The 12,297-nt window shown below is 61.4% G+C and carries 12 protein-coding genes and 2 pseudogenes; 2 read left to right on the top strand and 12 right to left on the bottom strand.

Annotation, left to right across the window (positions count from 1 at the left end; all coding sequences use genetic code 11):
- The 5 genes from ACIQ2A_RS23475 to ACIQ2A_RS23495 form a co-directional block, all read right to left on the bottom strand.
- On the bottom strand, positions 1-744 hold a 744-nt coding region (locus tag ACIQ2A_RS23475; RefSeq protein ID WP_398483982.1), incomplete at its 3' end, for a polysaccharide deacetylase family protein.
- 2 nt (positions 745-746) lie between these two features.
- Positions 747-1,454: a fumarylacetoacetate hydrolase family protein gene (locus ACIQ2A_RS23480; RefSeq protein ID WP_398483984.1), complete on the bottom strand. Its 708-nt coding sequence runs from the start codon at positions 1,452-1,454 to the stop codon at positions 747-749.
- Positions 1,451-2,338: a polysaccharide deacetylase family protein gene (locus ACIQ2A_RS23485; RefSeq protein ID WP_398483986.1), complete on the bottom strand. Its 888-nt coding sequence runs from the start codon at positions 2,336-2,338 to the stop codon at positions 1,451-1,453. Before ACIQ2A_RS23485 ends, ACIQ2A_RS23480 begins: the two co-directional genes overlap by 4 nt.
- Positions 2,339-2,375: 37 nt before the next feature.
- Positions 2,376-3,038 carry a cysteine hydrolase gene (locus ACIQ2A_RS23490; protein WP_398483988.1) on the bottom strand — a complete coding sequence of 221 codons (663 nt, stop codon included), beginning with the start codon at positions 3,036-3,038 and terminating at the stop codon, positions 2,376-2,378.
- Between the two features lie 2 nt (positions 3,039-3,040).
- Entirely contained in the window at positions 3,041-4,282 is a 1,242-nt protein-coding gene (locus tag ACIQ2A_RS23495; protein WP_398483990.1) for an alpha/beta hydrolase family protein, read from the bottom strand.
- A gap of 39 nt (positions 4,283-4,321) precedes the next feature.
- Between ACIQ2A_RS23495 and ACIQ2A_RS23500 the strand changes: the two genes are divergently transcribed.
- The gene (locus tag ACIQ2A_RS23500) at positions 4,322-5,224 is read left to right on the top strand and encodes a GntR family transcriptional regulator (protein ID WP_398483992.1); all 903 of its coding nucleotides are present in this window, start codon (positions 4,322-4,324) and stop codon (positions 5,222-5,224) included.
- A 121-nt stretch (positions 5,225-5,345) separates the two neighbouring features.
- On the opposite strand, the pseudogene ACIQ2A_RS23505 reads toward ACIQ2A_RS23500, so the two are convergent.
- The 7 genes and pseudogenes from ACIQ2A_RS23505 to ACIQ2A_RS23535 form a co-directional block, all read right to left on the bottom strand.
- Positions 5,346-5,525 (bottom strand): annotated as a pseudogene (locus tag ACIQ2A_RS23505) (pyridoxal-5'-phosphate-dependent protein subunit beta); the annotation flags it as partial.
- Between the two features lie 234 nt (positions 5,526-5,759).
- Positions 5,760-6,467 carry an ROK family protein gene (locus ACIQ2A_RS23510; protein ID WP_398483994.1) on the bottom strand — a complete coding sequence of 236 codons (708 nt, stop codon included), beginning with the start codon at positions 6,465-6,467 and terminating at the stop codon, positions 5,760-5,762.
- Positions 6,468-6,503: 36 nt separating this feature from the next.
- Complete coding sequence (locus tag ACIQ2A_RS23515) at positions 6,504-7,802, bottom strand: efflux RND transporter periplasmic adaptor subunit (RefSeq protein WP_398483996.1); 1,299 nt, start codon at positions 7,800-7,802, stop codon at positions 6,504-6,506.
- 11 nt (positions 7,803-7,813) lie between these two features.
- Positions 7,814-8,017, bottom strand: a complete 204-nt coding sequence (locus ACIQ2A_RS23520; protein ID WP_398483998.1) for a DUF1656 domain-containing protein — start codon at positions 8,015-8,017, stop codon at positions 7,814-7,816.
- Positions 8,014-9,993, bottom strand: a complete 1,980-nt coding sequence (locus ACIQ2A_RS23525) for an FUSC family protein (protein ID WP_398484000.1) — start codon at positions 9,991-9,993, stop codon at positions 8,014-8,016. The genes ACIQ2A_RS23520 and ACIQ2A_RS23525 overlap by 4 nt, the downstream gene beginning before the upstream one ends.
- 17 nt (positions 9,994-10,010) lie before the next feature.
- Positions 10,011-10,340, bottom strand: a pseudogene (locus tag ACIQ2A_RS23530) (transketolase); the annotation flags it as partial.
- Positions 10,341-10,644: 304 nt separating this feature from the next.
- Positions 10,645-11,232, bottom strand: coding sequence for a PepSY domain-containing protein (locus tag ACIQ2A_RS23535; protein ID WP_398484002.1), 588 nt, complete (start codon positions 11,230-11,232; stop codon positions 10,645-10,647).
- Positions 11,233-11,585: 353 nt separating this feature from the next.
- On the opposite strand from ACIQ2A_RS23535, the gene ACIQ2A_RS23540 reads away from it, so the two are divergent.
- Complete coding sequence (locus ACIQ2A_RS23540) at positions 11,586-12,260, top strand: TetR/AcrR family transcriptional regulator (RefSeq protein WP_398484004.1); 675 nt, start codon at positions 11,586-11,588, stop codon at positions 12,258-12,260.
- Positions 12,261-12,297 lie beyond the last annotated feature (37 nt).

A 12,297-nucleotide genomic window follows, 5' to 3' on the forward strand; every position in this document is an offset into this window, starting at 1 on the left:
GTAGGGATGCACAACCAATGCCATCACGCGGGCGCTGTCGGCGGCGTCCTCGTAAATCTGCTCGAACTGGTCGATGGCGCGGTCGTAATATTCCGATGCCTTGTGATGCTGGATCAGCATCATGGCGACGTCGTTGCATTCCTGCGTATAGGGGATGTTGACGATGGGCGTGGTCGTGGTCTTCAGCCACACCGGCTGATCGTCCAGCACCCAGTCGCAGACATAGTCATAACCTTCCTGCTTCAGCAGGTCCGGCGTTTCCCAGGTCTCGGTGAGGCCGGGCCCGAGCCAGCCACGCGGCCGCTTGCCGGTGACGCCTTCGATGACATCCGCGGTCTTGCGGATGTCCTCGCGCTCGTTCTCCACCTTCTGCATGTTGCGCTGGGTGAAGCCGTGGCCCATGAATTCCCAATTGCGGGCCTTCGCTGCCTCGACGATGGGCGGATAGGCGGCAATCGCCGCGCCGTTGATCGCCAACGCCGCCGGCAGCTTGTAATCGTCGAACACTTTCAGCATGCGCCAGAAACCGACGCGGTTGCCATATTCGTGCCAGGCCCAGTTCGGCACGTCCGGCGACGGCGAACCGCCGGCCGGCGGCGTCAGCACCGTGCGCGGCATCGGCTGCTTGGCGTCCCACTCCTCCACATTGACGATGATCCACACCGCCATGCGCTTGCCATCTGGTAGCTTCAACGGGGGGCGGCCGTCGATCGGCGAGTAGCTGATGCGTTCGGTCGGCAGCATACTCACTCCTCCGGCGCGACGATGGTGATGGCGAGCGACGGCAGGCCTTCAATGCGGGCATCGATGACGTCGCCGGGCACGATGGGACCGACGCCGGCCGGCGTGCCCGTATAGATGAGGTCGCCGGGCTCCAGCTTCATCTGCTTGGAGAGCTGCGCCACGATCTCCGGCACGCTCCAGATCATCTGGCCGATATCGCCACGCTGCTTCTCGACGCCGTTCACCGACAGCGTGATGGCGCAATTGTTGAAGTGCCGTGCATCGCGTGCCGGCGCGATGACGCCGCAGGGCGCGGAGGCGTCAAAACTCTTGCCCATCTCCCAGGGCAGCCGCATGTCGCGGGCGTCGCGCTGGCGATCGCGACGGGTGAGATCGATGCCGACGGCATAGCCCCAGATGTGCTCGAGTGCGTCTTCCACTGCGATATTGCGGCCAGGCTCGCCGATCGCCAGCACCAGTTCGACCTCGAACTGGAAGTCTTCGGTGAATGCGGGATAGGGCACCCGTGCGCCATCCGGCACCACGCTGTCACGCGGCTTCTGGAAGAAGAACGGCGGGTCACGCTCGTCGGCTTCTTTCATCTCGCGAATATGGTCGAGATAGTTGCGACCGACGCAATAGACGCGGCGCACCGGGAAGAAGCCACCGCCGACGACCGGAACACCGGTGACCGGCACGGGCGGCAGGACCTGCTGGCTGATCACGCTCACTTGGCCACCGCCTGCGTGTTGTACCAGTCAAGGATCTCGGCGCCGTTCATATGCACCACGCCTTCGAACTGGTTCACATAGTCATAGACCGCCTCGAGATATTTGATGCGGAACGGCTGGCCGGAGATATACGGGTGGATCGCGATCGACATGATCTTCGGACGATCTGCGCTTTCGGCATAGAGGCGGTCGAACTGATCCTTGGCGCGATCGAGAAATTGCGTGGCACCGTGATGCTGCACCATCATCATCGGGATATCGTTCATCTCGACAGTGTAAGGCAGCGTGGTCAGCGGCCCCTTCTCGGTGCGGATCACCGTCGGCTCGTCGTCATAGACCCAGTCGCCGATATATTTCACGCCGGCTTCGGCGAGATATTCCGGTGTTTCCAGCGTCTGCGTCAGGCCCGGTCCTAGCCAGCCCACCGGACGCTTGCCGGTGAAATTCTCGATCACAACCATCGAGCGATTGATCATCGCCTTCTGGTCGGCCTCCTTGTGGATCGGCCCCTGCTCATAGGCATGGCCCATGAATTCCCAGCCAAGATCCTTGGCCTCCTGCGCCACGCGGGCATAGTCCTCGCAGACGCGCGCATTGATGGAGAGCGTCGGCTTGATGCCGAGCTTCTTGTAGAGTTCGAAGAACCGCCAGGCGCCAACGCGCATGCCGTATTCGTGCCAGCTCCAGTTCGGCACGTCGGGCAATAGCGGCAGGCCGGTCGGCGCCGGGATCACCTGACGCGCCATCGGCTTGGAAATGTCCCAGACCTCGAAATTGACGATGGTCCAGAAGATCAGGCGGGCATTGCCCGGCAGCTTCAGCTTGGGACGATCGACGATGGCGGAGAACTCGCACCGCTCGCGCGGCTGCATGGGACCGGTCATGGCTGGATGCCTTTCGACAATGAAAGATTGAAACGGATCATGCGGCGCTCCGGCCGGCCTTGAGGCCGTCGAGCTTCATCACCGCATCGGTATCCATCACGAAGCCGAAGGCGGTGCGGATGCAGGCGAGACCGGCAGCATGAAGCTCCGGCCCGTCCATGCTGTCGACGCAGTCCTCGACCACGATCGCCGCATAGTCGCGCACATTGGCGGCGGTGGTCGTCGCCAGCACGCAGGAATTGGTGTTCACACCGGTGATCAGCAGCGTGTTGATGCCATGGGAGCGCAGCACGAAATCGAGATCGGTGCCGAGAAAGCAGTCGTAGCGCTTCTTGGTGCTGACGATGAAATCGCTGGGGTGGAGCAATTCCGGCATCACGGTGCAGCCGGGGCCACCGATGATATTGTGCCGCATCACGTTCTTGCGCGTCGCCTTCGGATCCTCGGCGCGCGTGCGCCAGAACGGATTGGCACGGATCTCCGCCTCGTCGCGATAGGAGGTGAGCTGATGCACGACAGGAATGCCGCTGGCGCGGCACCAGTCGAACAGGCGCTTGTTCGCTGCGATGATGCGGTCCGCGACGTCGGGTGTAGTCGGCATGGTGGCGACCGCCATATCGAGATGACCGCGATGCAGATCGATCGCGACAACGGCAGCCTTGATGTGATCGACGCCCAAATTCTGGAAGGCTGGATTCATGGTCACACCAGCGGATTGAATGAGGTTTTCAGCAGCGCGCGCTGATCGATGCCGAACTTGTCGGCCAGCCAGTCGGCCAGAACTTCTTGTCCGATGGTCGGATTGTCGTGCTGGCAATGTTCGGCGCCGGTCTCCTCCGGCTCGAGCACACGCAATGTCGCATCGACGCCATGGGCAATGGCGTGATCATAGGTCGAGCGCGCCGCCGTCACCGTCAGCACGTCGTGGCCGCCATGCAGCACGAGATACGGACACTTCATGTGTTCGAGATGCCCCTTCAGCGTGAAGGGCCTCATCAGTTCGTGGGCGTCCTTCATGGTCTTGGCGCCGAACACCCAGCGGATATGCATCGCCAGACCGAAATCGTCGCCCTTCTGGCCCCACATGTCATGCACGGACCACACCGCGCCATGCGAGATCACCGCGGCAAGGCGATGCTCGTAACAGCCGGCACGGGCCGCATAGTATCCGCCCATGCTGGAGCCGCAGACGGCGATACGCGAGGTATCCACGTCGCTGCGCTGCTCGAGCCAGTCGATACATTTACCGACCGGCACTTCCGTATCGGCGCGCGTCGCGAGACCATGGCGCCGCAGCATGCCGCCCTGGCCGGGCAGATCGACCATCAGCACCGAGATGCCGCGCTGCAGGCAGCCATGGGCCTGCATGAACCACATCTCGTCCTTGATGGAGTCCAGTCCGCCCATGCAGATCAGCACCGGCAGCTTGTCGCCGGGGAACGGCGCACGGATGAAATAGCCGCAGATCGGCTTGCCCGGCTCGTAAGGGATCTCGACGACTTCGCCGGGCGGATTGAGATAAGAGATGAACTTGTGCGAGCAGGCTTCCATCTTCTCGAAGGTGGGAAGCCGGCGCGGATCGGTCGGCTCCAGATGGAATTCGGCCTGTCGATAGTAATCCGCGGCACGGAGAAAGCAGTTCATCGCCGTGCGGATATGGCCAAGCTCTTCCTCGGCCAGACCACGCAGCCAATTGGCATCGGCGATCACCATCCACTCTGTGTGCCAGCTTTCGAGATCGCCGGGGATCATGCGCGATCCCGCCAGCATCACTTCGGAAACGCTGCCGCCGCCTTCCTGCGTTTCACCGAGACCGCGGCGGAATTGATAAGCAAGCCAGGGATGCTCGGGCCAATGATGCCAGCCGAACGGCTCATAATGCGGGGAACGATCCGCGGTGATCTCCTCGATGGCATTTTCGCCGATCGTCTTCCCAGAAACCATGAGACACGCCGTTCACTGGTCATTTCCGATGGCGCATCATTGCGTGTCGGAAATCGGAGTCAACAGGAATTACATACACTTTTTCTATCTGATTATCATTTCCGCAGGTTGCCTCCTAAAAATGCGCGAATTTCATGCAAGATTTCGCGCGAACTTTGTAGGATGCTCTATCGAACCGAAGCAACCGAAGCCAAAGTGTGTACACTTTGTGCAATGCGAGAGATCGAGATGTCTGATCTGACAGACCTTAAAGCGACAGAAACGCCTGGCGTCCGCGCGGGCAACCGGGCGCTCTCGGTCATGGAGCAGATCCGCAATTTCATCCTGGATGGCACCGTCAGTGCCGGTGAGCGCATGAACGAGGTCCGGCTCAGCAAGACTCTGGATGTCTCACGCACCCCGGTGCGCGCGGCCTTGCAGGCCCTGGCAGGCGAAGGCCTGCTCGACTACGCGCCCAATCGCGGCTTCATCGTGCGGGAATTTCCGCTCAGCGTCATCGTCGATGCCTATGAGATCCGCGCATCGCTGGAGGGTCTTGCCGCGCGCTTTGCAGCCGAACGCGGCTTCAGCGACAGCGAGCGCACGATTATCGAGCGGAGCCTGGTTGCCGGCGATGACTTGCTGTCACGCGGCGAATTTGCCGAAGGCGACCTTCTCATCTATCGCCGCATCAACGGTGATTTTCACGACACGCTGCTGGCCGCCGCACGCAACCGCATGCTGAGCGAGATGATCCGGATCTGCCACCACGTCCCGATGTCATCGAGCCGCAACATCGTCGCCTTCGAGCATCGCGATGTGCGGCGGCGACATGACGATCACCACCGCATCTACGAAGCGATCATGGCGCGGGAGCCGTGGCGCGCCGAAGCGGTGATGCGCGAACACGTCTCCGGTGTGCGCGCCTCTCTCGTGAAGTCGCTAACTGACCGGGCTGAATGAGGCGAATAACGAATGATCGTGTCCCAGCAGCGCGTGATCTGGCGTTCTAAACCTTTGAAACCGCCACCACTGTGTACCACCTGAAGCGCGTGGGCAGGGGCAGCTCGAAACGATCATCGCGCTACTTCACGAGATCCGCGACAGCGGAAGCTGCCTTAAGCCCGGAACCACTCAGTACGACTACGGTGCTCTCATTCTGCCTTATGAGACCTTCCTGTGCGAGTCTGTCTAGAGCCGCAGCAGCGCTTGCGCTGGTTGGCTCCACAAACAGCCCGTTTCGGGCAAGCCGGCGTAGCGCGGCATCATCGTAGTAGAGCGCAAGCCGCGCCTCCCCCGGTTCGGGATCGTAGTAGACATTGATGATCTTGAAGATGCCGGCGACACCGGCGAGCATCACGATGGCGCCGTGCGCACCGAGAGGATCGCCGGCCCGTCGCCGATCAGGCCGTAATCCTCGATCGGAAGCGGCCGATCGGATCCATGCGCTTCATGTTGGGCCATGAGAGCCTCGTGCCGGCGCGACCGGCGTTCAGTCTTACTTATTCCGCAACTTCTTCCTGGATTTCGCACTCGGCGTGGTTGGCTCCCACAGTCGAAATCCGCCGAGAAACGCGTTCTCGTTGTCGCCGCGTCGGGTTTTCGGAGGCAGCTCGTCGATATGCGCAACATTGCCGCCGCCCAAGACGATGTAATCGGGTTCGAGGGCTTCCCTGAGATCGTTGATCACTTCAGCAACGCGCCGTCGCCATTTCTTCCGCCCGAGCCGTTCAAGCCCCGCAGCGCCGATATAGTCTTCGAAAGTCTTCTTTCGATACGGCAGATGACCCAACTCCATGGGCTCCAGGATGCCATCAATGATCATTGCGGAGCCGAGCCCGGTGCCAAGACCCAGAAACAACATGCGGCCATCGTCATAGCTTCCGAGTGCCTGCATCAGGGCATCGTTGACGACACGCGCCGGGCGATCAAACGCGGCTTCGAAGTCAAAGCCCTTCCATCCGCGCCCCAGATTATGGGGCTCGCGGATCGCACGATTGCCGATGACGGGACCGGGATATCCGATGGAAACGCGGTCGTATGTCCAGTCGCTCGTGAGTTGTTTGACCTTCTTCACCATCGTTTTGGCCGTCAGATGCGCTCCAGACTCGAATTCGCGCTTCGTCCTGTGGGCGGTCGTCATTACCTTGACATGCGTCCCGCCCACATCGATCGCGAGCACGATTTGCTTTCGGCGCTTGTTCATCCTCTGGCTCTCTCTGAATTCTCGTTCATGCGCGGATCATTTCGCGCCCGGAGGCAACGTCATGCCGGGTGTCAGGCCGGGCACCACGGAACTCGCAGGCAGTTTCGTTGGCGGCGTTGGCGACTGAATGGACGCGGCGGGCGGCGTCGGCGTTGACATCGACATGCATCCGGGACGCGCCGTTGGACCATAGATGGCATCGCCGAAACGCTGGCGGATGCGGGTTAGTGCGCCGGGATGGTCCTCAGTCCCATGATTGCCCGTCTCCGGGCCGCGGATTGTCACAGTTGCAGTCATACCCGCGACCAGCGGGATATCCTCAGGCTTTCCGGTGATCGCAATGCGGACCGGCACGCGCTGTGCCAGGCGAACCCAAGTGTAGACGGGATCGACGCTGGGCAGCCCCTGGGTACTCGGCGTCGCATTGGAATCGCTGATGCCGCGCGTGATCGTATCGACCCGGCCGATGATCGGTGCGCCATAGCCCATCAATTGTGCCTCGGCGCGATCGCCGATGCAGATATTGGCCATCTTGGTCTCTTCGAAATAGCCATCGACCCAATAACTGTCAGCGTCGATAATCGAGATGTTGCGTGTACCAGCCGGAGCGGCGTCGCCGACGCGAAGCAACAGGTTGGTAACGTAGCCGTTGACAGGGCTGCGCACCTCGGTGCGCTGAAGATTTACGTCGGCCTGCGCAAGCTGGACCTGCGCTGCGTCGAAGGCGGCCTGCGCCTGGGCGGCATTTCCTGCAAAGACCTGCTTGTCTTCGACTGTCGCGGACAAGTCCGACAGTGCCTGGCGCCGCTCTGCCTGCACCTTTTTCACCTGCATCTCTGCGGCCCGCATCCGCATCTGGGCTTCGGCGGATTCACGCGCTGACTTGTAGTCGAAGGGTTCGATGACGTAGAGGATGTCGCCTTTCTTGACGAACTGGTTGTCGGAGACGCGAACTTCGGAAATCTGTCCGGACACCTGGGGCGCGACGCTGGCCACCTGCACGCGCACGCGACCATTCCGCGTCCACGGCGCATTTACGTAGTAGCTCCAGATCAGAACGGCAGAGGCGACTGCAATTACGGCGATCGCGATAGTTGCGATTATTTTCGCGATTCGATTGCCGCGCGATTTCTCGTCATCGAACGCCATGTCGGCATCGCCACTCGCATCCACCGGCTCGCCGCGCGAGGCACTCTCGCGTTCCGGATGCCGGTCGGTGCTCGGCTCCGGCGCGCGCGCCGCGGGGAGCGTTCCCGCCCCGGTTCCGTGAGCGTCACTGTCGTTGAGGGGCTCGCGCAATGTCGTGCCCCACTGATCAACGCGTTGATCGTCCATGGCAAAACCTTTCAGAGTAGCATCATGACAAGTGCCAGAATGATGATGAACAGGCTGACCTGAGCCAGCGGCGGATTGCTGAAGAAACTGTCGAAGCCGATTGTCGCGAACAACGGCCGCAGCAGCGCAAATGCGACGATGCTGGCGACGAGATAGGTCACGAAAGGCGCGATCATCACACCGCCGATCACCAGTTCGGAGAACGTGTGGCTCATGGCTTCCTCCGCATCTTCAGCGCGACGACGAGCGCCCGGTTTTGCTCGATCAGCCCGGCCATCCAGATCATGGCCACGGCCGCACGCAGACGGTCGCTATGGAGAGCGGCGGCATCCGTGCCACCGAGCAACCGGCCCGCTTCGGCCCGGAGCGCAGACGCATCCATCGCATGCAAGGTGGATATCGCGCGCTGCGCCTGACGCGCGTCCGCGCTGTGGACACGCGCAATAGCCTCATGTGCCCTGCGCGCGGCCGTCGATGCTTCCGCGAGCCACAGCAGCGCATGCGTGTCTGCCTCTCGTCTGTCCCGAATTTCTTCAATGTTCAGGCCGGCATAGGTGGCGATCCGGTCGGCGGCACGGAAAGAACTTGTCAGGCCCGCACGCGCGTGATCGCGCCCGGCCATGGCACGCTGAAAGTCGATGCGGGCCGAACGCATGATCCATCGACGACGCATCGCGTCGCTCGTCGGCCAGAGAAGCGTGTGGGCGAGGAATAGAAGAAGCATCGCCAGCCAGGCCAGCATCGCCGTCGTCAGGAAGGCAAGCGGGCTGTAGTCCTGCGGATTGCTCGGCGCGAGCAGCGCCGGCACGAACACCAGGGTCAGGAACCCGAACATATAAAGCGCCTGCTTATTGCTCACGACCAGAAGCGAGGCGGTAATGACGACCGGCGCAAGTGCCATGGCCAGAAGAGGAAACTGATCGGTACCGTCGAGGATCAAGAACTTGATGACGCCAGCCAGCAGCGCCACGATTGGAACGAAAATGCAGGCGGCTTTGGCAAAACCACGCGGATCGGGCAGCCCGCTACTGACCGCAAGAACGCCACTCATCAGAGCGAGAACGAAGGATACCTGCGGCCAGTTGGACAGCGAGAGCATCAGCCCGACCAAAGTCACGCCGGCAAAGGCGCGCAAGGCATCGCGCAAGGCGACCTCGTAGGAACTGTAGGTCGGCAGACGCATGCCGAAGCGGCGGCTCTGGCCCTGCTCGAGATCGCGGATCGCATTGCGAGCTACCCGATCGCGGTCCAACAGCAACATCGCGCCGCTTACCGCGACCAGACGCTCGGGATCGGCGCGTTCGGTGCCAAGCTCGGATCGCAGCGACGCACGCAATTCGCGCGCCTGCGGGCTTTCCGGATGGCTGAGCGTGGTCGACCAGCTCTCGCCTATCCTGCGGCCGGCATTTCCGCCCCTGGAAATCACTGCGGAAGTCGCCCGAGCGACTCCAATCTGCTGGACCATCGCAGCGATGGCAACGCGGGCCAGGGAGGCGCGCCCGCCGCCCATTGGGCCTTCGGTCGGCATGGCGTTGACGTCAGCGCGAAGCGCGACAACGTCCTTCAGAAGATCACCGACCGCCGCGTCAGGCGGGGGCCCGAGACGCAGGGCGTCGCTGACAAAACCTCCGACACGCCGCTGCGTCCTGATGATTTTGTCCCGGAGTTGCGGAAACACCTCGGGCGCGCCGAGCAGATCGTTGACGAAAGCGACCGCGATCACACCGACGGCGAGCGCCGCGCCACGATTGACGCCGGTCGAGAAGACGTTCTGCGGCGCATCAATCTGCGTGATGGCCACCAGCGAGACGGTATAGCCGCTGAGCATTGCGCCATAGGCCCGATTTCCGTCGAAGAAACGGGCGACGAATACGCAGAGTCCGAGCCATGCGGCGTAAGCAATGATGAACGGCTCGCGCAGCTGGTTAAAAACGCCGGCAATGACGAACCCCGCGGCGATTCCGATGACCGTACCGAGCAGGCGCCAGAACGCCTTTTCAGCGGCCTGTCCACGGGTCGGCAGAGACAGGATGCCGACACATACGGCGGCGGACAGGGCATTTTCCAGTTGCAGCCAGAACGCCAAATACAGCGCCAACATCATCGCGGCCCAGTTGCGCACGCCGAAAGACCATGCGGACAACGGGAAGCCGGCAATTTGTCGCTTTGTGGAGTAAGTGGCGGTGCTCACGGCTGATGTGCCTTTTCCCCCGACGTCTTGCTGTCGATCTTGCGGAACCACTTCAACTCCTCGATGGACATATCCCGGTAACCGGTGAGGAACAGCAGTGCATCAAGCGGCATCGAGCCATCTCCGTTCGAGAGCAGGAAACGGTCACGGTCGTGCCAGTGCGGATCGCCTGGATCGAATTTGAGGAACTCTGAAAACAGTACTGTCGCAATTTCCGCCATGCCCATCGGCATTCCGGGATGTCCGCTTTTCCCCTCCTGAACGGCATCCATTGCCAGGACGCGAATGCAGTTGGCGAGCTGGCGCAGATGCCTCGCATCGGGTGCCGCTGGCGATCCGGTCCTCATTATCGAGCTGCTGTCCTGCATTCACCTGTCCTCTCATGATGATGACGTCATGGTCGCTTCAGTCGGGCGCCTTCAGATTGCTGTTCAACCATCCTTCGGTCGCGCGGACGGAGGATTGCGTTTCGCGTTCCCCTCGTGGCGAGGACGGCCTGTCTGAAGGAGCCTCACCGTCTGCCGCCCCGGCGGATTGCGAGTGTCCGAGGCGGGGCCGGAAAATGGTTGCGGCGATGCGCCCGATCGCATTCGCTATCGGTGTGTGAGCCATACAATGTCCAATCGGTTTTGGACGACGAACGGGATGCAGCTATTTCGTGCCCGCGCGCGGGGACTGCGGCGGCTCCAGCGACACGGTTCGCAGGTCGTCACCGCTGAGAACCACCACCACGAAACGCAACTGACGCGCATCCATCGACAAGCCGCCGCTGACGGCACGGCCCCCTGTCATTTCCTCCGCAATGGCAACCGCATCCGACATACGGCCGGGAGATCGCTGCAGGCTTGCGACATTGGCGCGGTCGTCGTCGCCAAGATCGTCGACCGGGATGCGCCTGCCTGTGGTCAGCGAACCAGATGCAGCGTCAATCTTGCTTTCTTCGATGTTCCCGTCACGCACGACAAGAAGCCTGAACAGGCCAGTCTCCTCCGTGCCATCAAAACTGACATCGACGATCTCGCCGTCGTTGATCGCTCGGCGTGCAATCGAAAGTGCGTCCCGCAGTCCCAGGCGCGCGTCGCGGAAGGCCGCGAGTTCATGCCCCACCGAGCGTGTCGCGGAAACACGCCCGTTGCCTGGCTGCGCCTGCATCGTGACGTCCGGGATATCGGCTGTGGCACGCGCGACGCCTGCGGATGTTATGATCACTGCGGCTAAGGCAAATGCGGCACGGTTCATTGAGAAACTCCCAATCCGGCGGAACATAATTGGCAACGCGATCATTGGGCCCAGCTGACGTCACTACGCGAGGCTCGGCCGAAGCGCTCAGTGGGCACGATGAAATCCCACAGCATTTAGAAACTCATTGGTACCGTAAATAGGCGAGACCTGTCGTTCGTTGCATAGCGTAGCGGGGCATCAGCTATGCACAAATTGGCTGTAGCTCTCCGCGTTGGAAGCAGCGAGATACCAACGGCCCTGTATTTCTTTGGAAAAGTGGCGATCTGGAATGCCAGCGACGCAGTTGGTCTCGCGGCTCTGTGAAGATCGACACGAAGGCTGAGGACTGGTCACGACGGATGGCGACACGAATGAAAGCATCGTTGGACAACAAGCGCACCGATTCCGCGCCACGCAGAGGCCGTCCGCCAGTACGAACCGAAGCCGAGACCCGCCACCTGATCGTGGCGGCTGCGACACAGGAGTTTCTGAAGAACGGCTTCGACGTGGGGATGGCTCAAATTGCGGCGCGCGCGGGTGTATCCAAACGGACGATCTACGAGATCGTGCCGACGAAGGATGATCTGTTCGAAGCCATTTTCTATGAATGGCGCATGCCACTCGACTTCAATGTCGATGACGGCCTGTACGACGGCTGGCCTGCGGAGAAGGTGCTCGAGCATATGATGCACGATATCGCCTTCAAGATCTTCAGGGCCGACGGCGTTGCGTTCTATCGCCTCATCAACGCCCAGGCTGATCGCTTTCCCGATGTAGCACGCGCATATTATGCGGCTGGCCCCGAGGCGCTGAACCGATTGGTCGCCAACGTCCTCACGACATTGCAAAAGCGCAAGCTGATTTCCATCGGGGACCCTTTTGTGACCGCAACGATGCTTGTGAGCATGGTGATAGCCGAGCCTTTTCGCGCAAGCCTGATGGGAGCAAGACCCCTAATGCGTGGTACGCAATTGAAGGCACACGTTCGTACGGCCGTTCAGCTATTCCTTCGGGGCGCGACTTCAGACGAAGCGGGTCGTATTTGAGCGCCATTATATGACGCCTCCTCTGACCTAACTTACT

The sequence above is a fragment of the Tardiphaga sp. genome (genome assembly GCF_044336785.1).
Lineage (GTDB): Bacteria > Pseudomonadota > Alphaproteobacteria > Rhizobiales > Xanthobacteraceae > Tardiphaga.